Genomic DNA, 25234 nt, shown 5'->3' with positions numbered 1-25234 from the left:
GACGGATGTACGTCAACCAGGGGATGGCAGAGTTCTCTGATCTCGCCTTCAAGACCGCGGTCGTGCTGTACCTGATCAGCCTCGCTGTCTCACTCATGTACTACGGCATGTTGCGTTCGGCGACGGAGGCCCGTCGGGAACGGTCCCGCATCCTCGGTGCCGCGAAGGCGGCCTCGGCGGAGAAGACCTCGGCGCAGAAGACCAGGGTCAGTGTCGGTGCCGGTGGCAGTGACGTCGACAGCCCGGTCGACGAGAAGGACGAGAAGAACGACGTCTCCGGCATCGCCACAGGCTCCATGAGTGAGTCGGATCTGCCGAAGACCTTCCAGGTCGAGGCGATCAAGGCGAAGTTCCGCAGGGCCGACCAGTGGGGCGGGATGACCCAGACCCTGATCTGGCTGACCGCGGCGGTGCACGTGCTCTTCATCGTGACCCGGGGTATCGCGGCCCAGCGTTTCCCCTGGGGGAACCTGTTCGAGTACGTGACCATCGTCACCGGTATGGCGATCCTCATCGCCTGCGTCGTCCTGAGGCGCAAGGCCATGAGGGTGATGTGGCCCTGGATCCTGACCCCCATCATCATGCTGCTGTTCTACGCCGGCACCGAGCTCTACGCTGACGTGGCCCCGGTTGTTCCCTCCCTGAAGTCGAACTGGTACTACATCCACGTCACGACCGTGTCCCTCGGTGGTTCGATCGGGCTGGTCTCCGGTATGGCGTCCCTGCTCTACGTGCTGCGGCGCGCCCAGCCGAAGGGGAAGGAGCACGGTATCCTCGGCAAGATGGTCTCGCCGCTCCCGGACGCCTCCAAGCTGGACGCCCTGGCCTACCGGTCAGCGATCTGGACGCTCCCGGTCTTCGGGCTGGGGGTTGTCTTCGGTGCGATCTGGGCCCACGCGGCCTGGGGACGTTTCTGGGGCTGGGACCCCAAGGAGACCGTCTCCCTGATCACCTGGATCCTCTACGCCGCCTACCTGCACGCCCGCGCGACCCCGGGCATGCGTGGCCTTCCTGCGGCGTGGATCAATGTCCTGGCTTTCGCGACGATGGTCTTCAACCTCTTCTTCATCAACATCGTCGTCTCCGGTCTGCACTCCTACGCCGGCCTGAACTGATGGTGGCGTCCCCCCGACGGCTCCGCCGGATCACCCGCGTACTGGTGACCGGCGGGGCAGGCTTCATCGGCTCGAACTTCGTCCACCGCACCGTCGGAACCCGTCCGGAGGTGGAGGTCACCGTTCTCGATGCGATGACCTATGCTGCGAATCCCGCCAACCTGGCCGGACTGCAGGACCACGGGGTCACCGTGGTCGAGGGTTCCGTCTGTGACGTTGACCTGGTCGACAGGTTGATCCGGGAGCTGGCGTCCTCCGCGGACCGCGGTGAAGCGGCGGTGGTCCATTTCGCCGCGGAGAGCCACAACGACAACGCCCTACGGGACCCCCTGCGTTTCGTGCACACCAACACGGAGGGCACCGCGGTGCTGGCGGAGGCGTGCGTCCGCCACGGAGTTCACCTCCACCATGTGTCCACGGACGAGGTTTTCGGTGACCTGCCGTTGCGGGGTTCGGGCCTGCCGGGGGCGGAGGACCGTTTCACCGTGGACTCACCCTACCGGCCGTCATCGGTGTACTCGGCGTCGAAGGCTTCGGCGGACCATCTGGTGAGGGCCTTCGTGCGCAGTCACGGACTGAGTGCGACGATCTCCAACTGTTCCAACAACTACGGTCCCAGGCAGCATCCGGAGAAGTTCCTGCCGCGGCAGATCACCGGTCTGATCGAGGGGGAGAGCCCGAGGGTGTACGGGAGCGGTGAGAACGTCCGCGACTGGATACATGTCGACGACCACAATGACGCCGTCTGGGCGGTCCTGGACCGTGGGGTCTCCGGTGGGACCTATCTCATCGGGGCTGACGGTGAGCGTTCAAATGTGGACTGTGTCCGCGCGTTGAATGTCCTCTTCGGGCGTCCTGCCGATGACTTCGTACGCGTCACGGACCGGCCGGGGCATGATCTGCGTTACGCCGTCGACCCGTCTTCGGTCCGGGAACTGGGGTGGACGCCCCGGTACACCGATTTTCCGGAGGGGCTCGCCGCCACCGTCCGGTGGTACCGCGACCACCGGGGCTGGTGGGAGACCAGCAGGAAGGACGCCGAGTCCGCCTACCGTGACCGTGAGGAAGTCCTGGGCTGACAGTCCGGCGTCCGGAGGGCGGCTAGACTCGGTGACCATGAGCGTCCAGCCTGATTCCCTGCCTGACCCGGCTTCTGACCCGGTTCCTGCCAGCCTGCGTGGCAGCGTCGTCGCTGTGCCGGACGGGCCAGGTGTCCGGGACCTTCCTCTTCCCGGCACCTGGGTCCGAACCCCCCGGATCTTCCCGGACGACCGGGGCACTTTCCTGGAATGGTTCCGGGGGGACGAGATGACCGACATCCTCGGATATCCTTTCGTCATTCCGCAGGCGAACCTCTCCACCTCCCGGGAGGGGGTGGTCAGGGGCATCCACTACGCCGACGTTCCCCCGGGACAGGCGAAGTTCGTCACCTGCGTGGCAGGAAGGATCCTCGACGTCATCGTGGACCTCCGTCGGGGTTCCCCCACGTTCGGACGCCACATCGTCGTAGAGCTCTCCGACGTGAACCGTCGCGGACTTTTCCTGCCGGTGGGGGTCGGGCACGGGTTCGTGGTCCCGGCAGGGGCCGGTCCCGCCACCGTCTGCTACCTGGTCTCGGAGGGGTACAATCCCGGGGCCGAGCACGGTGTCTGCCCGACCGACCCCGGCCTGGGCATCGACTGGTCGGTGGCCGGGCTGGACCCGGAGTCTCTCGTCCTGTCGGACAAGGACCGTGCCGCGCCGGGCCTGCACGAGGTGGAGGCGACGCTGCCGTTGTACTCCGAGTGCCGTGGCTGGGAGCAGGAGATGCGTCACGGGTGGGAGCTGGCCAATGCTGAGGCAGAGGACTGGGAGGGCGAGTGATGAGAGGAATCATCCTTGCCGGAGGTACCGGTTCCAGGTTGCGTCCCATCACCTTCGGCGTGTCCAAGCAGCTTGTGCCTGTGTACGACAAGCCGATGATCTACTACCCGTTGACGACCCTCATGCTCGCTGGGATCCGTGAGATTCTCGTGGTCACCACGGTCCAGGACAACGGACAGTTCCGGCGCCTGCTGGGCGACGGTTCCCAGTTCGGGGTGTCACTGGAGTACGCCGTGCAGGAGGCTCCGAACGGCCTGGCTGAGGCATTCATCCTCGGGGCGGATTTCATCGGCGACGAGTCCGTCGCCCTGGTGTTGGGCGACAACATCTTCTACGGTGCCGGCCTGGGCTCCCAGCTGCGCCGTTTCCATGACGTGCGCGGCGGGGCGATCTTCGCGTACTGGGTCTCTGATCCGACCGCCTACGGTGTCGTGGACTTCAATTCCGCGGGAACGGCGACATCTCTCGAGGAAAAGCCTGTTCATCCACGGTCGAACTACGCGGTGCCAGGTCTGTACTTCTATGCACCGGATGTCGTGGACATCGCCCGTGGGCTGGTGCCCTCGGAGCGGGGGGAGCTGGAGATCACCGACGTCAACCGGGCCTACCTCGAAAGGGGAGAACTGCAGGTCGAGATTCTCCCCCGGGGGACCGCCTGGCTGGACACGGGGACGGTCGACAATCTCATGGCGGCGGGGGACTTCGTGCGCACCATCGAAGAACGTCAGGGGCTGAAGATCGGATGCCCTGAAGAGGTGGGCTGGCGGATGGGGTTCATCGGGGATGACATACTGGCCTCTCAGGCGGACGCCCACGGTGGTTCCGCCTACGCGGACTATCTGCGTGGACTGCTGCGACGAGGCAAGGACCGCTGAATCGCCGGAACCGGAGTGCCGGAACTGAGCCTCCGGAATCCGGACCGGCTGACCGGGGGTCAGGCCCCGGATCTGCCGGTCTCCCCGGACGACTCCCCGTCAGAGTCATGCCTGTCCCGCAGTGTCTCGTCCTGCCGGGGACGGGTGTTCTTCTCGGCGTCCCGTGCCTTCTGTTCCGCCTCGGCGGCCCGTCGTTCGGCGTCCCTCGCACGGGCCTCGGCACTGCGGAGCTCTTCGGCTGCCAGGCGTTCCTTCTCCCGCTGCTCCTTGAACCGCCGCTTCCTGATCTCCCAGAGGAAGTCAGGGTCGTCCTCCGGACCGGCGACCTGCCTGTGTTCTGTTCCGCCGACCCGGTCACGACCTTTCGCTGCCCGGGCGGCCGATCCGGGGCCGAAAGCCCGCCACAGAACGACCACGGTGACGATCACGAGAATGAGGATGATGAGCCGGCCCACGGTGGGGACCCTCCTTGAAATGCTGGTCGATGTGACCCTCCACCCTACCGGGAACAGTGGCGGGGGAGGGGCTTACCGGGATTGGGAAGGACGCCACGTCGAACGTACAGTGGCAGTCGTGAATGAGAACGACCGTGCAGAATCCGCCCCGACCGCCGGCAGTGACCGCCCTGCCGACGTCTCTGACACAGTTCAGGCGGCCGCCGGCAGTTCCGGAGCGGCAGACGACTCTCCGGCGCGGAGGCCTTGGCGGGACATTCTGCTCTACGGTCTGGCCCGCCTCCTGCTGTTCGTGGTCCTGACGGTGGTGATCCAGTCCGTCGCCATCCTGCTGGGTATGGGACAGTCCTTCCCCCTGGCGATCAGCGCGCTGCTGGCACTGATCATCGCCTTCCCGCTCTCGATGTTCGTGTTCAGGGGACTGAGGCAGCGGGTGAACGCGCAGATCGCCGTCTGGGATGCCGGACGTCAGAAGCACAGGGCGGAGATGCGTGCACAGCTGGAGGAACGTCTGGACTGACCGGTTCCGGGTCCTGACAGCGTGCCGGCAGTGTGGAGCCGGGTCAGACCAGCAGCATTGCGACGAACATCGCGACCGACCACACCAGCATCGCCCGACCGGTGAGCCCGAGTACCGGAATGAGGTCCCTGCCGGTCGCCCCCTGCACCACCGGCAGTGCTGCGACGATGAGCAGCGGCACGGCGATCAGTCCGATGAGGGCAGCGACCCCTGCTCCGGCCAGCACCAGCGTCATCACCACGGAGACGATGAGCAGCCCCACGTAGAGCTTACGGGTGCCTCTGTCGCCGAGAAGCACGGCGAGGGTGGTCTTACCTGCGGCTGAATCGGTCGGAATGTCCCGCAGATTGTTCGTCAGGTTCACGGACGCGGACAGTGACCCGATTCCCACCGCCAGGGCGAGCCCCACCCAGGACACTTTACCGGACTGGGTGAATTCGGTGCCGAGGACGGCGACGAGTCCGAAGAAGACGAAGACGGAGACCTCTCCCAGACCCCGGTAGCCGTAGGGGTTCTTCCCGCCGGTGTAGAACCAGGCGGACACGATGCACAGTGCTCCGATGAGGATCAGCCACCAGCTGGACACCAGCGACAGGATCACACCGGCCACGCCGGCGACCGCGAAACAGAGGAGCGCCGCTTTCTTCACCCTGGTCGGGGGGACCAGGCCTGATCCGGTGAGGCGCAGCGGGCCGGTGCGGTCGTCGTCGGTCCCGCGGATCCCGTCGGAGTAGTCGTTGGCGTAGTTCACGCCGATGATCAGCGCCATGGCCACAATGCCGGCGAGAACGGCCTTCCACCAGGACGCCCCGTCGTCCCAGGCGGCGGCCCCGGTGCCGGCGAGTACCGGGGCGACAGCGTTGGCCCAGGTGTGGGGGCGTGCGCCGGTGAGCCAGTCAGAGGCGGTGGCGGTGTCAGTGGCGGTGGAGGGTCGGTCAGCCATGGTGCTCACTGTAGTCAGCACTGTCAGCCCCGCTGCCATCCACGGTCGGGACGGAAGGTTCCCGCAGCCCGGAGCGTGCTCCCGGAGCGCGGTCCCGCAGCGAGGTCCCGCAGTATCTCTGTCACCGCCACCCGGTCAGGTTTGCCGGGACCGGTGACCGGGATGTCCGGGAAGGAGTAGCTGTGACGTGGAATGAGGTGGGCAGGTGTGCCCGTGTTCTTCAGCGTGGCGCGGACGCCGGTGGTCAGGTCCGTTCCGGCGGGGACGGTGGGGTCCTGTACCAGGGCGGCGACGGATTCACCCCATTCATCGTCGGGGACGCCGCCGGCGCAGGCGGAGTATCCGGCACCGGCGAGGGCCTTCTCGACCTCTTCCGGGAGGATCTTCAGCCCGGCACTGTTGACGGCACCGTCCGCCCGCCCGCGGACGGTGAGGACGCCGCCCGTCAGCGAACCGAGATCGGAGGTGCGGAAGGTCCCGGGTCGGGGGAAGGCGTCGGCGGTCGCTTCCGCTGGCAGTGAGGACGTCTGACGGTAGCCCTCTGCAACGGAGGGGCCGGTCAACTCTATGCGTCCGCTGCTGCGGTCACCGGCGTCTGTGCTGATCCGGACGCTGTACCCCGGAAGCGGCTCCCCGTCGTAGACCACGCCGCCGGCGGTCTCCGAGGAGCCGTAGGTGAGCATGAGGGTGACGCCGAGTCTGCGGCACCGTCTGACGAGCGCCTCTGGTGCCGCACCGCCTCCGACGAGGACTGCGGCGTAACTGCGCAGCGCATCGACGGCGTCCCCTGCAGTTGTGCCGGAAACATTACCGGAAACACTGCCGGAAACACTGCCGGAAACACTGCCGGGTACGGCGTCGACGAGCCGTGCCAGCTGGGTCGGGACCAGGGAGGTGTACCGAGGGAGGTCGGGGTGACGGGAGACGAGTCGACGGGTGGCGTCGACGAAGCCTTCCGAGGTGAAGTGTCCGCGGGTGAGGTCCATGACCTCGGGGACATGACCTGCCTCCAGGCTCCGCAGGATGACCATGGTGCCGGCGATGTGGTGGGCGGGCAGGGCGAGCAGCCAGGGGCCGGGGTCTGCGCCGGTACGGTCGCGGATGTAGTCCGCGGAGGCTGTGACAGCCGCGAGGACGCCGTGTGTCTGCAGCATCGCGCCCTTGGGGGTCCCTGTGGATCCGGACGTGCACGCCACGAGGGTTCCCGGGGAGACGGGGGCGTCTTCGTCCCCGGCAGCCATCAGAGTGCAGAGCCTGCGCCCGTCGGGCCCGGGGGCGACGGGGAGGATCGACCGGCTTCCCCGGAGGAAACCACGGTAGGCGGGCAGTACCCGGTCAACGCCGGCGCGGGTGGTGGCGACGGTGACCGCTTCGAGGGGGACCTGGTCGGTGGAACGCACGGTCCCTGACCGTACTCCGTCGCTGGTTCAGCGGTCGGTTCAGCGGCTGTCTATGTGGCGTGTCAGTTGGCGAGCAGGCCGAAGCTGCCGACATAGTCCAGGACTGCCAGTTCCTCGAACGGGGAGGGGTGACGGTCGTGGACTGCGGTGAACTCCTGCAGGACATCTTCGCCGGTGGCCGGGGTGTGCCCGGATTCGATGAGCCGGGCGACGATGTCGGTGGAGGCGTCGGTCGGTTCCGTGCGGGACGGGAGGACGCCCAGGCCTGTCTGTGCTGTCGTTTCGGAGATCCCCTGGACCGGGGACAGGTACCAGTCGAGGAACTTGGTCAGCGGGTTGTACATGAACTACTCCTTCCGCACTGACGGCAGTAAAGCTCGTGATCGGTGGATGTTGATCTATCGAGGGTAGGGCCTATAGTGGGAAACGTCAAGCATTAGACAGAAAAAGCCAGCACACCGGCGTTTCCTGAGTGCTGGAACGCTGAGAACCGGTCCCGTGGAAGTGCTCCGGGACCGGTTTACGCGGACTGTAGCGGACTGTACGTGACTGCCGGGTACCGTGTGATCTCTGTGGTGTGACCTCTGTTGCCCGCCTCGACGACCGTGTCGACGACGGCCTCGACGGCTGTCAGTGGCCGCTGGTGCCGCCGGTCCCGAAGATGTCCCAGCCGAAGGTGTCGTAGAGCCGCCCCTGGGTGATCCACAGCAGGCCCAGGACCACGGCTGCGATGATGATGAGGAAGAGCAGGCCGGCCAGAGCGCGCTGCCAGGCGGGGATGTGCTCGCTGGGATGACCTTCGAGTCCCTGGGCGGGCACGCTGAACCGTATGGCGAGTCCGAAGAGAATCGGGAGACCGGCACCGAGGATGATACCGACCAGGGTGACCTGGAAGAGATCGCTGAGGAGTTCCATGACCTACCTGTCCTTACGGTGGTGGTTGTCAGCGCCGACAGTGGTGTCGACGAAGTGGGCGGGATCGTTGACCCCGGCGCTGGATCCGGAGAGGGCCATCGCAGCAGAGGTCGCGAGGTCGGGGGAGGCGGGCGCTTCAGCGGGGGGAGTGAGCCCGTGCTCGTCCCAGTCTGCGTTGACGTTGTCCGCGTGGACGGGCTGCCTGCGTGCCCTCGCGAAGATCGCCGTGACGGCCGCCACGAGAATGATGAAGGCGGTCAGCGCACCCCCGGCCGTACTGGTCAGGGCCGCGGTGCCGTGGGAGACCTGCCAGATGACGTAGGAGACGAGCGCTGCGACAGGGATCGTGGTCACCCACGCGATGACCATGCGACCGGCGACCCCCCAGCGCACCTCCGCGCCGGGACGGCCGAGGCCGGTACCGAGAATTGAACCGGTGGACACGTGCGTCGTGGACAGGGCCATACCGAAGTGTGCGGAGGTGAGGATGATGGCTGCGGAGGACGCCTCGGCCGCCATGCCCTGCGGCGAGGAGATTTCCACCAGGCCTTTTCCGAGGGTCCTGATCACCCTCCAGCCCCCGGAGTAGGTGCCGGCGGCGATGGCGAGGGCGCAGCAGGCGGTGACCCAGAAGGGCATGTCTGCTGCGGCATCCAGGTGACCGGAGGCCACGAGTGCGAGGAAGATCACGCCCATGGTCTTCTGGGCGTCAGACGTGCCGTGTGCGAGGGCCACCAGTGACGCCGAGGCGATCTGGCCGTGGCGGAAGAGGTTGTCCCTCTCGGTTTCCCGGGTACGTCGGGTGGACCGGTAGATACCGTACGTTCCGATGGCGGATACCAGCCCGGCGATGACCGGGGCGGCGAGAGCGGGGATGACGATCTTGTCGAGAACTCCGCCCCACTCGACACCGGAGAAACCCAGAGCTCCGATCGCGGCGCCGATGAGACCGCCGAACAGGGCGTGCGAGGAGCTTGACGGCAGTCCGAACAGCCACGTGATGAGGTTCCAGAGGATTCCCCCGATCAGTCCGGAGAAGACCACGAGGAGAAGCTTGTCGGCGTCGACGACATTGTCGAGGTCGAATGCGTCGAGGTCGACGATCCCCTTGGCGACCGTCTTCGCCACCTCGACGGAGAGGAAGGCTCCGACCAGGTTGAGTCCGCCGGCGAGGGCTACCGCGACCTTGGGCTTCAGTGCGCCGGTCGCGATGGAGGTGGCCATCGCGTTGGCCGTGTCATGGAATCCGTTGGTGAAGTCGAAGGCGAGGGCTGTGCCGACCACGAGGATCAGGATGAGTACTTCAGTAGTCACCCAAGAAGAATCCCTCCCCTGAGTCGGAAACTCCATTGTCACCCCGCAAGCGGGGGTAGTCGGGGGTGGCGTAGTTAACCGTGTGGAAACGTTGCTGCCGGGGAACGGGCACCTGACGGTGTATCTGCAGGTCACGGCCACGGGAACCGGGCATTATTCCGCTGGTCGTTACGACAGTGGGGGTAGCCCACAAAGTTTCCGCAGGTCAGCGGTTTCCACTTTCACGGAAAAATTCCCCCCGAAGCCACGCCGTGTTCATCTCAGGTTCACTCAGTACCCGCAGACTGGTGGCAGGGACGGTTGCGGGTCGACGGGGACCCCCGCCCTGTCCCGGGGTCTGTGTCGACCGGTAGACCGGTCAGGCAGGGGAAGAGAAACGGGTCAGTAGTAGTACGGGAAATCGTCCCACCGCGGCTCGCGCTTCTCGAGGAAGGCGTCGCGGCCCTCCACCGCCTCATCGGTCATGTACGCCAGCCTCGTCGCCTCACCGGCGAAGACCTGCTGGCCCGTCAGGCCGTCATCGGCGAGATTGAAGGCGAACTTCAGCATCCGCTGGGCTGTCGGGGACTTCGTGTTGATCGCCCGTGCCCACTCGACAGCCGTGTCCTCCAGATCAGCGTGGTCCACCACCTCGTTGACCGCGCCCATCTCCATCATCCGCTCGGCCGAGTAGGTCCGTCCGAGGAAGAAGATCTCCCGTGCGTACTTCTGACCGACCTGCCGGGCCAGGTAGGCCGACCCGTACCCGGCGTCGAAGGACCCCACGTCCGCGTCCGTCTGCTTGAACTTCCCGTGCTCCCGGGAGGCCAGGGTCAGGTCGCACACCACGTGCAGGCTGTGACCGCCCCCGGCGGCCCATCCGTTGACCAGGCAGATCACCACCTTCGGCATGGTGCGGATCAGTCTCTGTACCTCGAGAATGTGCAGACGCCCGCCCTCGACCCTGGCCCTCGCCTCATCGACCGACGACGCATCCGCATGCTCCACGTCAGAATCGTGCGTGCTCGCGTACTGGTACCCCGAACGGCCACGGATCCGCTGGTCACCGCCGGAACAGAAAGCCCACCCACCGTCCTTCGGACTGGGACCGTTTCCTGTGAGAAGAACCGTGCCCACGTCCGGGGAGCGGCGGGCATGGTCGAGAGCCCGGTAGAGCTCGTCGACGGTGTGGGGACGGAAGGCGTTGCGCACCTCAGGCCGGTCGAAGGCGATACGGACGATACCGTTCGCACGCCCCTCGCCGACATGACGGTGGTAGGTGATGTCGTCGAAGTCGAATCCCGGGACCTCGCGCCACAGCTCGGGTCTGAACGGGTTGTTCTGATCAGTCATGGGCCCATCGTAGGCTGTGGGCATGCAGCTTCCTTCCCTTACCGAGATCACCGACCGCGCCCACGTGGTGACATGCCCGCTGAGGGTTCCGTTCCGCGGCGTCACCGAAAGGGAGATGATGCTCGTCGACGCCCCCGACGGGTGGGTGGAATGGTCACCGTTCACCGAGTACGGGCCGGAGGAGTCCTCACTGTGGCTCAGGTCGGCACTCCTTCTCGGATGGAACTCCCCCTCACTGCCCGCACCGACAGCACAGACCGTGGCCGTCAACGCCACCGTCCCGGCCGTCGACGTCGCCGCGGACCCCGAGACTGTCCCGGCCCTCCTCGACAGGTACCCGGGGTGCACCACCGTGAAAGTGAAGGTGGCACAGAGCGGCCAGACACTGGCCGACGACGTGGCACGGGTCAGGGCGGTCCGCGAGGCCCGGCCCGGCATCGCCGTGAGGGTGGACGCCAACGCACGGTGGAGCGTCGAAGAGGCCTTCGACGCGGCAGTCGCCCTGACAGACCCCTCGCGTGGCGGAGGCCCGCTGGACTACATGGAACAGCCCTGCGCGACCGTGGAGGAACTCGCCGAACTCCGGCGACGGCTCGGATCACGGGGGATGATGGTGCGCATCGCCGCCGACGAGCTGATACGCCGGGCGTCCGACCCGCTCGCCGTGGTCCAGGCAGGGGCATGCGACGTGGCGGTGCTCAAGGCCGCCCCGCTCGGCGGGGTAGACCACGTCCGGGAGATCGCCCGGGAGGTCGGACACTACGGTGTGGCCGTGACCGTGTCCTCGGCACTGGAGTCCGCGGTGGGCATGTACGCCGGACTGCTGGCGGCGGCAAGCCTGCCCGACCACACCGACGACGAGGACATGCAGGTGCTCCCCCAGGCGGCCGGCCTGGCGACCGGCTCACTCTATGCCGTGGACGTCTGCGCGCCACGGCAGATCATCGACGGTCACATGACCGTCACACGGGTGGAGCCGGAACAGGCCAGGCTCGATGAACTGGGGTCCCCGGCCACGCGCCGGGACTGGTGGTTCTCACGGCTCGCGGCGTCCTATGCGGTGCTCGCGGACCGGTGGGGGAACCGGGACTGACACCTGCCCCGGCAACCCCCGGCGCATCCGGCGACGGGTAGCGTCGTGGGGGTGACTGACGAACGATCCGGTACAGACCGGGGAATCCTCGCCTCCTCGACGACCGTCGCCGCGGTACTGGTCGATGAACTCGTCCGGGCAGGGGTCCGTGAGGCCGTCGTCTGCCCGGGCTCCCGCTCCGCGGCGCTGGCCCTCGCATTCGCCGAGGCGGACCGGACCGGTCACCTGCGTCTGCACGTGCGCACGGACGAACGTTCGGCGTCCTTCCTCGCCCTCGGCATGGCACGCCGGTCCGGACGGGTGGTGCCGGTGGTCATGACCTCCGGCACTGCCGTGGCGAACTGCCTGCCGGCGATGGTGGAGGCCACGGCCTCGGGGGTTCCCCTGCTCATCCTCTCCGCCGACCGGCCGGACAGCTACCAGGGCACAGGGGCCAACCAGACCATCGCGCAGGCCGGGATCTTCGGTGTCCACGCCGTCTCCTCCTCATCACTCGGGACCGCGCTGCGTCATGAGGTGTCCGCCGGAGACCACCGGGAGATCCGCACCACGGTCGACCGGGCGGTGACCGCGGCCCTCGACCTGTTCGGAGGCGGTGTCCGCGCCGGGGGAGTGCAGGTCAACATACCGTTCGTCGAACCTCTTGTACCGGGGTCGACCGCCGACGTCTCCCTCGCCGCCCTCATGGCGGCCGAAGAGATGCAGGACGCCGCCGCCCGCGTCACCACCGGTCGGGCGGAGGACGCCCGGGACGCCCCGTGGCGCGCCGCCGGCCGCCCCCCCCCTCCTCCCCCCCGGGGAGGGCGATCCTCCTCCCCCGGAGATTTTTCCGGCATCGGCCCCGGATACCGAGNCCTCGGCACCCCCTCGCGCGGTCCTGCCGGAGACCCCGGTCGTCACCGTCGACCTGTCGCTGCGCACCCTCGTCGTCGTCGGGGACGTCCGGGACCGGGTGTGGGCCACCCGCATGCTCGACATCCTCGCCGACGTACCGACGCTGGCCGAGCCCACCGCACCCGCGCCGGCGACACCTGTCCATCCCGCCGCAGCGGGACTGTTCAGCGGCACAGTCCGGGCGGAGGACGGGCGGACAGCCGACCTGCACCCGCAGCAGATCGTGCTGGTGGGACGCCCCACCCTGCACCGCGGGTTCGCCTCACTGCTCGCCGACCCGGACATCCGCGTCATCGCGCTCACCGACCGCGACCTGGTTCCCGACGTCGCCGGAACCGTGCGCGAGTGGGGACGGAGTGTCTCACTCACCGGCACCCACCCCACGGGGTGGGTGAAGACCTGCCGGGCGGCGAGCGACGTCGCTGTCGCCGTGGTCCGCGATCTCGTGGCGGGTGAGGGCTTCACCGGGCTGCATGTCGCAGCCGCCGTCACCGACGCTCTCCGCGACGGTGACGCCCTGGTGCTCGGGGCGTCCTCGGCGGTCAGGGACGCTTCACTGACAGGCCTGCCCTTCCCCGGTGTCTGGGCGGTCGCGAACCGGGGAGCCGCAGGAATCGACGGCACCGTGTCCACCGCGGCCGGGGTGGCACTGGCCCATGCCGCCGAGCAGCCCGACCTGGTCCGCGCCCCGCGCACCGTCGCACTGATGGGCGACCTCACCGTCCTTCACGACATGAACGGGTTCACCGTGGGCCCCTCCGAACCCCGCCCCGACAACCTCGTGGTCGTGGTCCCCAACGACAACGGCGGTGCCATCTTCGAGGGACTGGAGGCGGGACGCCCCGGACTGCGCAACTTCGACGACGGTACCGACGCCTTCGACAGAGTCTTCGGCACCCCGACCGGGGTCGACCTCGGGGCACTGTGCGCCGGCCACGGGGTCGCACACCGCCGGGTGGAGTCACTGGATGAACTGACCGTGGCGCTGGACGAACACGCCGAGGGATATACGGAGGGGTTCCTCGTCATCGAGGCAGTGGTACAGAGGTCCGGACGGGCGGCACTCCACGCGACCCTGAGGGACAGGACGACAGCGGGGGAACCGGGATGACCCGTCGTGGACGGACTGTGGGCCGGTGGAGGAACCCGCCGGCTGTCCTGCTCGACATGCCCCGTCTGACCGGGGAGACCGTCCGACGCCGTCTCGTCCAGATCCTGGTCACCGTCTACCTGATCGCGTGCGTCATCTGTGTCTCTCTTGTCGTCACCGCAGCTGTCGACGACTGGAGGATCTCCTCCGACCGGGGGACCGCCACCGCCGAGGTGGTCTCCACCGGGAAGAAGACCCTGGTACGGTTCCCCGACGCGGAGGGGAACTACCACTCACCGGGGACCGGACTGAAGTATCCGGGGGGACTGGAGGCCGGTGACCGGGTCAAGGTGGAGTACCGGCGCGACGACCCGGACAACGTCAAGGTCGCGGGACGGGGGTGGACACTGTCCCTGCTGCCCGCCGCCTCGACCTGGCTGGTGTGCACCGTCGTCGCTGGCGCGCTCCTGGCAGGTGTGGGCCGGTCGTTCAGGCGGGGAAGTGCAGAACTGCGGGAGGAGGGAAGTGCAGAACTGCGGGAGGCGGGCAGTGCAGGGCTGCGGGAGGAGGGCAGGGTAGCGGGCAGGGAAGAGGGGTCTGCCCCGTCCGGGCACTAGAGTGGGCTGACATGTCGCGAGCCAGCCTGGAGAAAGACCCGCACGACGTCGCCACGATGTTCGACGCCGTCGGCAAGAACTACGACCTCACCAACACCGTCCTGTCCTTCGGGCAGGACCGGTTGTGGCGCAGACGCACCAGACGCCGCCTCGGGCTGGCCCCGGGAGATGTCGTCCTCGACCTTGCGGCCGGTACCGCGGTGTCCACCGTCGAGCTTGCCGAGTCCGGGGCATGGTGTGTCGCCTGTGACTTCTCGCAGGGGATGCTCGCCGCCGGGGCCGACCGGGACGTGCCCAAGGTGTGCGGTGACGCCATGGAGCTGCCCTTCCCCGACGACACCTTCGACGCGGTGACCATCAGCTTCGGACTGCGGAACATCGTCGATCCGGCCGCCGGTCTCAGGGAGATGGCCCGGGTCACAAGACCGGGCGGACGCCTGACCGTCTGCGAGTTCTCCACCCCTGTCGTCCCCGTGTTCTCCACGGTCTACAAGGAGTACCTCATGCGGGCCCTGCCGGTGGTGGCCAGGGCGGTGTCCTCGAACGCCGAGGCCTACGTCTACCTCGCCGAGTCGATCCGTGCCTGGCCGGACCAGGAGTCCCTCGCCGGAATCATCAATGACAACGGCTGGCAGGACTGCGGCTGGCAGAACCTCACCCTCGGCATCACCGCGCTGCACAGTGCGACTAAACCCCTGTGAGGCAGAGGAGGACCTGTCGGGGGACTCCACTGTGACTGGGTCCTGACGCCAGGTCCTGACATCAGGGTCTGACACACGGGGCTGACGCCCGGATCCGGACCCCGTCCCCTGCCGGGCGTCACACGCCGAACAAAGGCCGGGAATCAGGGTGACGGTACCGGTCATGGCCGACGGACAGCCGGCCGGCGGCCAGCCACACCCGGGCGGTGAGATCACGGTCGGCAGGGGTGACAAGGTTACCCATGAGCCGTGTCGCCGCAGCCATCATCCGGTCGGAGAGCGGACCGCGCATCCCCAGAGGACCCACGGCAGACAGCAGTCCCGGCATCGTCAGCAGGGTCGACAGACGCCGCGCCAGGGAGAAGGCGTCACCGTACTGCCGGCGCAGGTGGGCGGGCCAGATGTGACGCAGCCCGTCGGGGGAGGCCGCGGCGTCCGGCAGCAGTTCGACAAGATCCTGGGCGGACTCGAGGGCGTAGTCGATCCCCTCACCGTTGAGGGGGTTGACCAGGGCCGCGGTGTCCCCGACCGCCGCCCAGTTTACCCCGGACACCCGGGTCACCGCCCCGCCCATGGGCAGCAGGGCGGAGGTGACCTCCCGCGGCTCACCGAGCTCCCACTCCCCGCGGACCAGGTCCGCGTACTCGCCGAGCAGTTTCTTCACGTTGACCTTGGCAGGACGCCGCGAGGTCGACAGGGCACCGCAGCCCAGGTTGACTCCACGCGTCCCCTCCCCGTCCTCCTCCGGTCCCAGGGGGAAGATCCAGCCGTAACCGGGCTGCGCGACCCCCTCGGCGTCCCTCAGTTCCAGGTGGGAGTGGATCCACGGCTCGTCACCGTACGGGGTGGGACAGTACGAGCGGGCGGCGACGCCGTGGACCAGACCCCGGAGCCACCGCACACCCAGCAGCCGGGCGACACCGCTGCGCACCCCTTCGGCGAGCACGAGGGTGTCGCAGCGCACCGTGCAGGTCTCCTTCCTGTCACGTTCCGTGGAACGGAAGGTCACCGAGCCGACAGTTCCGGCGGTGGACGCCCCGACATGTGAGACGTCCACCGCCTTCCACCCGGTGACGACCCGGGCCCCGCATGCGGCCGCGAAGTCGAGCAGGGCCGCGTCCAGGGTGGTGCGGGGTACCGCGGAACCCCGGGGAGGGAAGGACGGGTGGTCGGGCCAGGGGGTGCGGACCGAACCGCCGAAACCGTGCAGAGCCAGTCCCCGGATCTCGGGGCGGCCGGAGAGAATCCCCGGAGAGCCGGTGCGGGGCGACGGTTCGCCGGGGTCACCTCCCCACAGCCTGGTCAGCGCGTGGACGGCGCGAGGGGTCAGGCCGTCACCGCAGGTCTTGTCCCGGGGGAACTCCTGCATGTCGACAACAGTGACGTCCATCCCGGCGAGAGCCGCGGAGGCCGCCACCGCTGATCCGGCGGGGCCCCCGCCGATGACAAGGAGGCTGCAGTCGGACGGAAGGGGGGTGGTGTTCACAGCGGACCATTGTCGCATGCGGCAGGCACCGCGGTATAGGAACACCGGGCTCCGCTGGGATATGGTTGTTCCTCAGTGTGCGACCGTGCGCGGGCGGCACGGTGACTGACGGACGACGGACAGAGGCTACGGAATTCATGGCACGTACTAACTCCGGTGAACAGATGGGGTTGGATCTGGGGGACGCTGCCCTCAACGACTTCATCACGGAAGGGATGGCCCGTGTCGAGTCGACCCTCCAGACATCCCTGTCGACGGGGGAGAGCTTCCTCACCGACAAGGTGCGGCATCTGGCTCTCGCCGGCGGCAAGAGGTTCCGCCCCATGTTCGCGCTGCTGGCGTCACGCTACGGCGACAGTGCGGGTTCCGCGGGTGACGGCGCCCCGGCACCGGCGCCCGGGCAGGTCATCAACGCCGCCGTGGTCGTCGAACTGACCCACCTCGCCACCCTGTACCACGACGACGTGATGGACGAGGCGGACCGCAGACGGGGCGCACCGAGCGCGAACGCACGGTGGGACAACTCGGTGGCGATTCTCGCAGGCGACTACATCTTCGCGGTGGCGTCCTCGATCATGGCGGACCTCGGCACCGACACGGTCAGGCACTTCTCCGAGACGTTCGGCGAACTCGTCACCGGTCAGATGCGCGAGACCGTCGGCTGCCCGCCCGACGAGGATCCGGTGGAGCACTACATGACCGTGATCCAGGAGAAGACCGGGGTGCTCATCGCCTCGGCCGGGTTCCTCGGAGCCCTGCACGGCGGGGCCACGGAGGACACCCGGGACGCGCTGTTCAACTTCGGCCGCAACCTCGGACAGGTCTTCCAGATCGTCGACGACATCATCGACGTGTGGTCCGACCCGGAGGAGTCGGGGAAGACCCCCGGCACCGACCTGCGGGAGGGCGTGTTCACCCTGCCGGTGCTCTACGCGCTGAAGGAGGACAGTGCGGGAGGTGCCCGGCTGCGGGAGATCCTCACCGGCCCGGTGACGGAGGACGCTCTCGTCGACGAGGCGCTGGAGCTCATCCGGGCGTCGCAGGGCCGTGAGCGCTCTCTGGCGGACGTGGAGCACTACCGCAGGCGCGGGGAGGCGGAACTGTCCCGGCTGCCTGAGGGGGCCGTCACGACCGCACTGCGCAGGCTCATGGACTTCTCGCTGGAGCGGCTGGGTTAGCGGGGACACCGGAGTGGGCGGGGCAGTCCCTGCCGTCCCTGCCGGACGGGTCCTCTCATTCTCTGATTTGTAGGTCGTTACCTGCAGGTTTGCGGAGGACTACAGGGTTCGTAGTAACGTATCCGGCGCAACGACAAGTGCTTGCCAGGTTGCCCGAGCGGCCAAAGGGAGCGGACTGTAAATCCGCCGGCATTGCCTTCAGAGGTTCGAATCCTCTACCTGGCACTGGTTGAGACACCAGGAACAACCGCCTTCCGGAAGTTTTCCGGGAGGCGGTTTTTCGTCTGCGGTCGCTTAGGCGGTGCCGGGTCTGGTCAGGCTGTGCCGGGCTGTCCGGAGTTGCGCCGGGCTCCTCGCGCGTCGTTCTCTGCCGTTCTCTGCCGTTCTCTGCCGTGACCTGTGGATTTGGTGTACTGTGGAGCAGCTGGTTATGCTATCCCAGGCTTCAGACGAGCGGCATATGCCGGGTGTCTGTGAGCATGCCCCCTTAGCTCAGTCGGCAGAGCGTTTCCATGGTAAGGAAAAGGTCGACAGTTCGATTCTGTCAGGGGGCTCCAGTCATTTTGCGATGACCGTGGCGGTGTAGCTCAGATGGTTAGAGCGCACGACTCATAATCGTGAGGTCCGGAGTTCGATCCTCCGCATCGCTACCAGATCTGGCCGGGGAACGCCCCGCGTCCGTCACAGACGGCCGCGGGGCTTTGCTCTGTCCGGGCCCGGGGCAGGAGTCCGTGTGCGCCGGACCATTTGTCCTCCCGCCCGGGCTACTGCTACACTTTCCGGGTGCTCACCCCGGCAGGAGTGAGTGGCACCGTCTAGGGGCGTGGCTCAATTGGCAGAGCAGCGGTCTCCAAAACCGCAGGTTGCAGGTTCAAGTCCTGTCGCCCCTGCACTGATCCCCGGCCCGGGGGACGCCGAAGAACATGATCGGCTAACCTGGGTCGGGGACTACTACGTTAAGGAGCACCGCCCGTGTCCGACGAGAACACCACCAACACCCGTCTGCGGCCTGCCGGTAAGCGGCAGATCACCGGTGCAGAGCAGGGGAGGACCGACAGGGTCGCATCCTCCAGGGCCACCGATGACGCAGACGCCCGCGGCTCCCGCGGACCGGTCGCCTACGTCAGTTCGGTGGGCAGGGAGATGAAGAAGGTCATCTGGCCCACCGGCCGGGAAATGGTCTCCTCGGTCATCATCACGGTGATCTTCCTCGTCATCATGGTCGCGCTGTGCGCTTCCGTCGACTTCCTCACCCACGAGGGCGTGGAGTTCATCTTCGGCTTCTGACCGTGCTAGAATCGGCGCAGATCACGACCGCCTCCGCCACTCCGGCGAGGCGGATTTTTCATGCGGGACCGTTGACCGGCAGGTGGTCGCACACGCCCCCGCAGAATGTCGAAAGGAGCAAGCCATGAGTGAGCAGAACGAGGCTTCGGCCGAGAAGCTCAGCGCGGAGGGTCTCGCGGCAGCCGCGCAGGAGGACGTCCAGCAGTCCGTGACGGAACTGCAGTCCTCACCGGAGGGAGAAGAGGCCGAGGTCAGTCCCGAGGACGCCGCCCTCGAGGCGTACAAGACCCGGCTCCGGGAGTTCATGCGGGCCCTCAAGAAGCTGCCCGGCCAGTGGTACATCATCCAGTGCTACTCCGGTTACGAGAACAAGGTGAAGACGAACCTCGAGATGAGGGCGCAGACCCTCGGGGTCGACCAGCAGATCCACGAGGTGGTCGTACCGATCGAGGAGGTCACCCAGGTCAAGGACGGCAAGCGTAAGCAGGTCAAGCAGAAGCTCCTGCCCGGCTACGTGCTGGTCCGCGTGGAACTCGACGACCCTTCCTGGTCCGTCATCCGTGACACCCCGGGTGTGACGTCCTTCGTCGGCAATGCCGGTGAACCGACCCCGGTGCGTATCCGCGAGGTCGCCAAGTTCCTTCTCCCCCCGGAGACCGCGACGGTCTCCCCGGACGCCGGGACCGATTCCGCGTCCGGTGTGGACGTCTCGTCCACGGGTGTCGCCATGGCACCGACCCCGGCCGCCAACCAGGTCGAGGTCGACTACGAGGTGGGGGAGTCGGTGACCGTGCTCTCCGGACCGTTCGCCTCTGTGTCGGCGACCATCTCGGAGATCGACGCGGCCAACAGCAAGCTCAAGGCACTGGTGTCCATCTTCGGTCGCGAGACCCCCGTGGAGCTGGAGTTTGATCAGGTGGAGAAGCTCAACTAAGATCTGGCAGGTTGCCTGCACGGTTCAGAGACCGTGCAGTCGGCATGACATGACATTCCCACCCGGTGGCCGGTACACAATCCGGCATCCGGTCAGACCGTCCCGTCGTCGCCACGACCGGACACGCTGAGTCTGATACCACGTGAAGAGGTGCAACATGGCGAAGAAGAAGAAGGTCACAGGCCTGATCAAGCTGCAGATCCAGGCAGGTGCCGCGAACCCGGCTCCTCCGGTCGGCCCGGCGCTCGGTGCGCACGGCGTCAACATCATGGAGTTCTGCAAGGCCTACAATGCGGCGACCGAGTCGCAGCGCGGCAACGTCGTGCCGGTGGAGATCACCGTCTACGAGGACCGCAGCTTCGACTTCAAGCTGAAGACCCCTCCGGCCGCCAAGCTGCTCCTCAAGGCAGCCGGCATCCAGAAGGGATCCGGCGTCCCCCACACCGACAAGGTCGGTGAGGTCACCTGGGAGCAGTGCCGTGAGATCGCCCAGACCAAGTTCGAGGACATCAACGCCAACGACCTGGAGAACGGCGCCCGCATCATCGCCGGCACCGCCCGCTCCATGGGCATCGTCGTCACCGGAATCCCGGCCAAGTAAGGCCGTCTCCGGTCACGTCCGGTGGTCCACCATGCAGGTGGGCCACAGGACCGTCACCGTGGCAGGGCCCGCTCCGGCCCGCACCACATTCCCGTCCACACTGATTGGAACCTGAAATGAGCAAGAACTCGAAGGCCTACAAGGCCGCCGCCGAGAAGATCGACTCCGATCGTCTCTACCGTCCTCTCGAGGCAGCGAAGCTGGCCAAGGAGACCTCCTCCAGCAATTTCGACGCCACCGTCGACGTCGCTGTCCGCCTGGGAGTCGATCCCCGCAAGGCTGACCAGCTGGTCCGCGGTACCGTCTCCCTCCCCAACGGCACCGGCAAGAATGTCCGGGTCATCGTCTTCGCCGAGGGCCCGAACGCCACCGCCGCGGAGGAGGCCGGGGCCGACGCCGTCGGAACCGCTGAGCTGATCGAGAAGATCCAGGGCGGCTGGACGGACTTCGACGCCGCCATCGCGACCCCGGACCAGATGGCCAAGGTCGGCCGTGTGGCACGCGTCCTCGGCCCGCGTGGTCTGATGCCGAACCCCAAGACCGGCACCGTCACCACCGACGTCGCCAAGGCCGTCACCGAGATCAAGGGCGGCAAGATCTCCTTCCGCGTCGACAAGGCTGCGAACCTGCACGCCGTCATCGGCAAGGCGTCCTTCTCCGAGAAGGCACTGGCAGAGAACTACGGCGCCCTCGTCGACGAGCTTCTCCGCCTGAAGCCCTCCGCGTCGAAGGGCATCTACCTGAAGAAGATCACCGTCTCCACGACCTCCGGTCCGGGCATCCCCGTGGACCCGACCGTGGTCAAGGCGTACGCAGAGTAGTTCTGCCCGGTCGGCCCGGCTCCGGCCAGGCTCCGGTCTGACCTGACTGCTTCTCCGACAGGCCCCGTCCGCGTTCACTGACGCAGGGCGGGGCTTTCCGCGTCCGCGGGGGAGTTTCCGGCGGCAGTCGCCCCTGTGCCCGCAGGGGCGGTGGCGGAGACGGTGGAGGACGCCGCTTTCCTCCGTTTCCCGACCGCCCCCCACAGCGGTACCACGGCGCCCCTGACCGTCGGACGACGTCTGCGGTAGTCCCCCTCGGGGCCGTGGTCGAGTGCCTCCAGCGCGATGTCGAGGGCACGGGGCGAGTAGAGCAGCGCGAGATGTTCGCTGAAGTCCCGCCCGTTGCCCTCGTCCTGGACGAGGATGTTGCGAACCACCGCTCCCTCTCCGGCGTCCATCTGCTGGGTCCGCCACGGGGTGACGACCTCGTCGTAACGTGAGCAGATCATGGTGTAGTCGACACCGGGGACGGTGTCGCCGTCGCGGTTGATGTGGGCCATGGTGGCGGAGCCTGTCATCTGGTCTTCGGCACACCGTCCCAGGATCCTGCGCAGGGGTGCGTACCATCCGCGTGCGAGGAGCGTCTTTCCCAGGGTCCCGACCCCGGAGGCGGTGGTGCCGTGATGGGACGCCGCGAATCCGACGAGTCGCCGTACTTTCGGCGCGACGCCGTCGCCGGGTCTACCGGCCCCACCGAAATCGGTGAGGTAGAGCCTGGCCTGGGCCACCCCCTGGGAGTGACCGACCAGGTCGACCTGGCGGGCACCGGTCCGCTCCAGGACGGAGTCGATGAATTCCGCGACCTCAGGGGCAGAGTCCAGGAGCGCGGCATTGCCGAAACAGGCCGGTGACCTTCCGAGGAGGCATGAGGGGTCACGCCCGTAGTCGAGGGCGAAGACCCGGTGGCCGGCGGCGAGCAGTTCCGGTACCAGTCCGGACCATGTGCAGTAGCTGTTCATCCAGGTGCCGTGGATGAGGATGACCGGGACTGATCCGGGTCCGTCGGGGTCCAGCGGGGTGTCCCAGTCGTTGATCCCCCGGGGCATCAGTCCCGGATGTCGTCGGGACTGGAGGAAGGCGCGCAGGAAACTGTGTGATCCGGCGTCGGTGTGTGCGCCGGTGGTTGTCCGGGTCGACGATTTCATTTTCCGCACCATACCGTACGACCGGATGTCGGGGGCGTGATGCCGCAATTTTGACTTCCGGCCCGGAGGGTCTAGAGTTCAGCACGAAGTTTGACCGCGGGGTACACCCGCGGACGTTCAAGTTTCACCGAAGACCGTCGGTCACCGCCGTCCCCCAGGGGACAGCGGCGAAGGACCATCGACAGTGATGGCGGCCCGCGCAGGAGAAACACGAGGAACGTCAGGTCGGTCAGCCGGGTCACGCCCGGGGAAGACGACCTCCGACGCGCCCCGTGCCTCTGCGGCACGGGGCGCGTCGTCGTTCCGGTGGCCCGGCGGTCACGACACTGACAGACATCAGGAAGGAGGCGAGAGTATGGCAAACGCGAAGAACACCGAGTCCGTGGCGGAGCTCACCGCACGTTTCGAGGACGCGTCCGCCGCGATCCTCACCGAGTACCGCGGACTGACGGTCGCCGAGACCACCGAGCTGCGCAAGGCGCTGGGTGCCGACGTGACCTACTCCGTCGCCAAGAACACCATGATCAGGCTGGCCGCGAAGCAGGCCGGCGTGGAGCTCGACGATGAGCAGCTGACCGGACCGACCGCTATCGCGTTCGTCCGTGGCGAGGCTGTCGACGCCGCCAAGGCCATGAAGGCCTTCGGTGGCGAGCACAAGAGCTTCGTGATCAAGGGCGGCAACATGGACGGCAACACGCTGTCCGCCGCCCAGGTTGAGGCAATCGCCGAGCTGGACAACCGCGAGACCACCCTGGCCAAGCTGGCGGGCGCCCTGCAGGGCTCCCTCACCAAGGCCGCGCAGCTGTTCAACGCCCCGGCTTCCCAGGTCGCACGGCTCGCTGCCGCGCTCCAGGAGAAGAAGGAGGCCGCGTAAGCGGCGTCCTTCGGCAGAAGACCTGTTCCACACCCCACTGCCCCGCCGACCGGCGGGTCACATGAACGAAAGGAAGCCATCATGGCTAAGTTCACCAACGACGAGCTCCTCGAGGCTTTCAAGGAAATGACCCTCATCGAGCTCTCTGAGTTCGTCAAGCTCTTCGAGGACACCTTCGACGTCACCGCCGCCGCTCCGGCCGCCGTCGCTGTCGCCGCCGGCCCCGCTGCCGCCGCCGAGGAAGAGAAGGACGAGTTCGACGTCGTGCTCGAGGACGCCGGCGCCAAGAAGATCGGCGTCATCAAGGTCGTCCGCGAGATCGTCTCCGGCCTGGGTCTGAAGGAGGCCAAGGAGCTCGTCGAGTCCGCTCCCAAGGCCATCCTCGAGGGCGCCAACAAGGATGACGCCGAGGCCGCCAAGACCAAGCTCGAAGAGGCCGGCGCCAAGGTCACCCTGAAGTAGCTCTGCACGGGAACGGCTCCGCCGTACCCCTCCGACCCCCGTCCACCGCACCACGAGTGCGGAGGCGGGGGTTGTCGCATATACGATGGTCCGCATGCTCCCGAAGTCCCGTATCACCGCAGTGCTCGTTCTCGGCCTGGGCTGTGTCCTCCTGGCGGTGGGACTGCTCCTTCCGCGGTTCGTGGACGCCAGGGGTCCGGTGCCGCTGGATCTCGCCGAGACGTCCCTGTCGGTGACGGACCCGGCGGCCACCATCGGCAGGGCCTATCTGGCGGGTGCCGGTGACCGGGACCCGGAGACTGTCACCGGGGAAGTGTCCCGGAACTTCGCGGTGACCTTCGGCGAGCCGGTCGACGGTGACGAAGCGGCGGCGACCGTGGGTGTCTCGACCCTGCGTGACGACATGGCGAAGTCGTTCGGGGACCAGGCCGGGCTGCTGGACGCCGAGGTCTGGACCATGCGTGTGGACCGCCGGACCGGGGAGGCCGTGGGGGAGGGGGACACCAAGGTCGCGGAGACACTGGGGTCTCCGGCGCAGGACGCGACCGTGGAGGGGCAGTGGCTGAAGTTTCCCGCCGACCCTGAGAAGCGCGACTACCGCTACTTCGATCCGCTGCTGAGGCGGGCGGTCCCGGCGTCCTTCAGCAGGGAGGACGAGGTCGACGGCCACCGGGTCTACGTGTACCGCCAGGAGATGACGGCGGAACCGGTACTGACCGCCCACCCCGGGTATGCGCGCTTGACCAGCACTGTCGTCACACCTGTGCGCAGGGACGCCGAGGGCAGGGAGACCGCTCCGGCGACCTCGACTGTCTCCACCCTCCACCGCAGCGGTACCCGCGAGATCACTGTGGAGCCGTCGAGCGGTCTCATCGTCTCGGTGCGGGAGGACCTCCACGACTACTACGCGGCCGCGGACGGCACCGAGACCGGGCTGCTTCTGGACATGCACGGTGAGACGCCCGGGGACGAGAGGACGGCGCTGCTGGAACAGGCGGTGTCGGTGGGCGGGGAGCGACACGTCGGGGCGTGGGGTATTGCGCTGGCGGCGATCGGTGCTATCGTGACTGTCGCTGCAGGAATTGCGGCTCTCCGACCGCAGCGGAGAGACGAACGGGCAGGGGGCCCGCGGGGACGGGGGAGCGGGGACTGACCGGAGGGGACCGGGCAGACCGGGGCGGGTGGACTTTCGCGCGCATGTGATATAGGGTTGACGTTTGCGCTGGACTGACTTCCGGCGGTTCTGCGGAGAACACCGACGACCTTGGCGGGTGATGCTTGTGAAAACACCACTTGACAAGGTCCATCAGTTGTCTCTG

At 67.4% G+C, this 25234-nt stretch carries 26 protein-coding genes, 4 tRNA genes and 1 pseudogene; 22 read left to right on the top strand and 9 right to left on the bottom strand.

Going from position 1 to position 25234, the window contains the following annotated elements:
• Positions 1-5 precede the first annotated feature (5 nt).
• The 4 genes from ccsB to rfbA are packed head-to-tail and all read left to right on the top strand — an operon-like array spanning position 6 to position 3853.
• Entirely contained in the window at positions 6-1115 is a 1110-nt protein-coding gene (ccsB, locus tag E0E18_RS06345; RefSeq protein ID WP_110481011.1) for a c-type cytochrome biogenesis protein CcsB, read from the top strand.
• Complete coding sequence (gene rfbB, locus E0E18_RS06340; RefSeq protein ID WP_066584471.1) at positions 1115-2194, top strand: dTDP-glucose 4,6-dehydratase; 1080 nt, start codon at positions 1115-1117, stop codon at positions 2192-2194. The genes ccsB and rfbB overlap by 1 nt, the downstream gene beginning before the upstream one ends.
• A gap of 37 nt (positions 2195-2231) precedes the next feature.
• On the top strand, positions 2232-2978 hold the full coding sequence (locus E0E18_RS06335; RefSeq protein ID WP_078057220.1) for a dTDP-4-dehydrorhamnose 3,5-epimerase family protein: 747 nt from the start codon (positions 2232-2234) through the stop codon (positions 2976-2978).
• Positions 2978-3853, top strand: a complete 876-nt coding sequence (gene rfbA, locus E0E18_RS06330) for a glucose-1-phosphate thymidylyltransferase RfbA (protein WP_130839797.1) — start codon at positions 2978-2980, stop codon at positions 3851-3853. Before E0E18_RS06335 ends, rfbA begins: the two co-directional genes overlap by 1 nt.
• Before the next feature lie 59 nt (positions 3854-3912).
• Here the strand turns inward: rfbA and E0E18_RS06325 are convergent, their stop codons facing one another.
• Positions 3913-4308 carry a hypothetical protein gene (locus tag E0E18_RS06325; protein WP_130839795.1) on the bottom strand — a complete coding sequence of 132 codons (396 nt, stop codon included), beginning with the start codon at positions 4306-4308 and terminating at the stop codon, positions 3913-3915.
• Positions 4309-4426: 118 nt separating this feature from the next.
• On the opposite strand from E0E18_RS06325, the gene E0E18_RS06320 reads away from it, so the two are divergent.
• The gene (locus tag E0E18_RS06320; protein ID WP_227871174.1) at positions 4427-4828 is read left to right on the top strand and encodes a DUF4229 domain-containing protein; all 402 of its coding nucleotides are present in this window, start codon (positions 4427-4429) and stop codon (positions 4826-4828) included.
• A gap of 43 nt (positions 4829-4871) precedes the next feature.
• Here the strand turns inward: E0E18_RS06320 and E0E18_RS06315 are convergent, their stop codons facing one another.
• The 6 genes from E0E18_RS06315 to E0E18_RS06290 form a co-directional block, all read right to left on the bottom strand.
• On the bottom strand, positions 4872-5771 hold the full coding sequence (locus tag E0E18_RS06315) for a 1,4-dihydroxy-2-naphthoate polyprenyltransferase (RefSeq protein ID WP_130839792.1): 900 nt from the start codon (positions 5769-5771) through the stop codon (positions 4872-4874).
• 23 nt (positions 5772-5794) lie between these two features.
• The gene (locus tag E0E18_RS06310) at positions 5795-7171 is read right to left on the bottom strand and encodes an AMP-binding protein (protein ID WP_237559655.1); all 1377 of its coding nucleotides are present in this window, start codon (positions 7169-7171) and stop codon (positions 5795-5797) included.
• Positions 7172-7233: 62 nt separating this feature from the next.
• Complete coding sequence (locus tag E0E18_RS06305; protein ID WP_066584461.1) at positions 7234-7515, bottom strand: hypothetical protein; 282 nt, start codon at positions 7513-7515, stop codon at positions 7234-7236.
• Between the two features lie 286 nt (positions 7516-7801).
• Positions 7802-8086, bottom strand: a complete 285-nt coding sequence (locus tag E0E18_RS06300; RefSeq protein WP_066584458.1) for a hypothetical protein — start codon at positions 8084-8086, stop codon at positions 7802-7804.
• A 3-nt stretch (positions 8087-8089) separates the two neighbouring features.
• Positions 8090-9436, bottom strand: coding sequence for an inorganic phosphate transporter (locus E0E18_RS06295; RefSeq protein WP_161972248.1), 1347 nt, complete (start codon positions 9434-9436; stop codon positions 8090-8092).
• 345 nt (positions 9437-9781) lie between these two features.
• Positions 9782-10732, bottom strand: coding sequence for a 1,4-dihydroxy-2-naphthoyl-CoA synthase (locus E0E18_RS06290; RefSeq protein WP_066584451.1), 951 nt, complete (start codon positions 10730-10732; stop codon positions 9782-9784).
• Between the two features lie 22 nt (positions 10733-10754).
• Here E0E18_RS06290 and E0E18_RS06285 point away from each other — a divergent pair, with 22 nt between their 5' ends.
• From E0E18_RS06285 to E0E18_RS06270, 5 genes and pseudogenes are all read left to right on the top strand, one after another.
• Entirely contained in the window at positions 10755-11825 is a 1071-nt protein-coding gene (locus tag E0E18_RS06285; protein ID WP_066584449.1) for an o-succinylbenzoate synthase, read from the top strand.
• 45 nt (positions 11826-11870) lie between these two features.
• Positions 11871-12221, top strand: a pseudogene (locus E0E18_RS14455) (thiamine pyrophosphate-binding protein); the annotation flags it as partial.
• A 556-nt stretch (positions 12222-12777) separates the two neighbouring features.
• Positions 12778-13830 carry a hypothetical protein gene (locus tag E0E18_RS14450; RefSeq protein ID WP_419866065.1) on the top strand — a complete coding sequence of 351 codons (1053 nt, stop codon included), beginning with the start codon at positions 12778-12780 and terminating at the stop codon, positions 13828-13830.
• Entirely contained in the window at positions 13827-14426 is a 600-nt protein-coding gene (locus tag E0E18_RS14150) for a DUF3592 domain-containing protein (protein ID WP_237559654.1), read from the top strand. The genes E0E18_RS14450 and E0E18_RS14150 overlap by 4 nt, the downstream gene beginning before the upstream one ends.
• Before the next feature lie 11 nt (positions 14427-14437).
• Positions 14438-15127 (top strand): demethylmenaquinone methyltransferase, encoded by a 690-nt coding sequence (locus tag E0E18_RS06270; protein ID WP_130839787.1) that lies wholly within the window; start codon positions 14438-14440, stop codon positions 15125-15127.
• Positions 15128-15245: 118 nt separating this feature from the next.
• Here the strand turns inward: E0E18_RS06270 and E0E18_RS06265 are convergent, their stop codons facing one another.
• Positions 15246-16631, bottom strand: a complete 1386-nt coding sequence (locus tag E0E18_RS06265; protein WP_130839785.1) for a geranylgeranyl reductase family protein — start codon at positions 16629-16631, stop codon at positions 15246-15248.
• Between the two features lie 119 nt (positions 16632-16750).
• Here E0E18_RS06265 and E0E18_RS06260 point away from each other — a divergent pair, with 119 nt between their 5' ends.
• The 9 genes from E0E18_RS06260 (at position 16751) to rplA (ending at position 21434) form a co-directional block, all read left to right on the top strand.
• Positions 16751-17791 (top strand): polyprenyl synthetase family protein, encoded by a 1041-nt coding sequence (locus tag E0E18_RS06260; RefSeq protein WP_066584431.1) that lies wholly within the window; start codon positions 16751-16753, stop codon positions 17789-17791.
• Positions 17792-17934: 143 nt separating this feature from the next.
• Positions 17935-18016: transfer RNA gene (locus tag E0E18_RS06255), tRNA-Tyr, on the top strand.
• Positions 18017-18272: 256 nt separating this feature from the next.
• Positions 18273-18348: transfer RNA gene (locus tag E0E18_RS06250), tRNA-Thr, on the top strand.
• A 19-nt stretch (positions 18349-18367) separates the two neighbouring features.
• Positions 18368-18444 (top strand) — tRNA-Met (locus E0E18_RS06245).
• Positions 18445-18608: 164 nt separating this feature from the next.
• Positions 18609-18681, top strand: a tRNA-Trp gene (locus E0E18_RS06240).
• A gap of 82 nt (positions 18682-18763) precedes the next feature.
• Entirely contained in the window at positions 18764-19078 is a 315-nt protein-coding gene (secE, locus tag E0E18_RS06235; RefSeq protein ID WP_078057090.1) for a preprotein translocase subunit SecE, read from the top strand.
• 124 nt (positions 19079-19202) lie between these two features.
• The gene (gene nusG, locus E0E18_RS06230) at positions 19203-20012 is read left to right on the top strand and encodes a transcription termination/antitermination protein NusG (protein ID WP_110481015.1); all 810 of its coding nucleotides are present in this window, start codon (positions 19203-19205) and stop codon (positions 20010-20012) included.
• A 157-nt stretch (positions 20013-20169) separates the two neighbouring features.
• Positions 20170-20613 (top strand): 50S ribosomal protein L11, encoded by a 444-nt coding sequence (rplK, locus tag E0E18_RS06225; protein ID WP_066584425.1) that lies wholly within the window; start codon positions 20170-20172, stop codon positions 20611-20613.
• 116 nt (positions 20614-20729) lie between these two features.
• Complete coding sequence (rplA, locus tag E0E18_RS06220) at positions 20730-21434, top strand: 50S ribosomal protein L1 (RefSeq protein ID WP_066584423.1); 705 nt, start codon at positions 20730-20732, stop codon at positions 21432-21434.
• Positions 21435-21508: 74 nt separating this feature from the next.
• Here rplA and E0E18_RS06215 read toward each other — a convergent pair whose 3' ends face one another.
• A complete protein-coding gene (locus E0E18_RS06215; protein WP_130839783.1) occupies positions 21509-22579 on the bottom strand; it encodes an esterase/lipase family protein in 1071 nt (356 codons plus the stop codon).
• A 355-nt stretch (positions 22580-22934) separates the two neighbouring features.
• Here E0E18_RS06215 and rplJ point away from each other — a divergent pair, with 355 nt between their 5' ends.
• The 3 genes from rplJ to pgfA all read left to right on the top strand — a co-directional run bounded on the left by rplJ (position 22935) and on the right by pgfA (position 25068).
• Complete coding sequence (gene rplJ / locus E0E18_RS06210; protein ID WP_130839781.1) at positions 22935-23453, top strand: 50S ribosomal protein L10; 519 nt, start codon at positions 22935-22937, stop codon at positions 23451-23453.
• 81 nt (positions 23454-23534) lie between these two features.
• Positions 23535-23915: a 50S ribosomal protein L7/L12 gene (gene rplL, locus E0E18_RS06205; RefSeq protein WP_110481017.1), complete on the top strand. Its 381-nt coding sequence runs from the start codon at positions 23535-23537 to the stop codon at positions 23913-23915.
• 94 nt (positions 23916-24009) lie between these two features.
• Positions 24010-25068 carry a cell envelope lipid trafficking protein PgfA gene (gene pgfA, locus E0E18_RS06200; RefSeq protein WP_237559652.1) on the top strand — a complete coding sequence of 353 codons (1059 nt, stop codon included), beginning with the start codon at positions 24010-24012 and terminating at the stop codon, positions 25066-25068.
• Positions 25069-25234 lie beyond the last annotated feature (166 nt).

The organism is Corynebacterium neomassiliense (assembly GCF_900626215.1).
Lineage (GTDB): Bacteria > Actinomycetota > Actinomycetes > Mycobacteriales > Mycobacteriaceae > Corynebacterium > Corynebacterium neomassiliense.
Note: the sequence above shows the minus strand (reverse complement) of the source record. Positions and strands in the feature narration are given on the sequence as shown.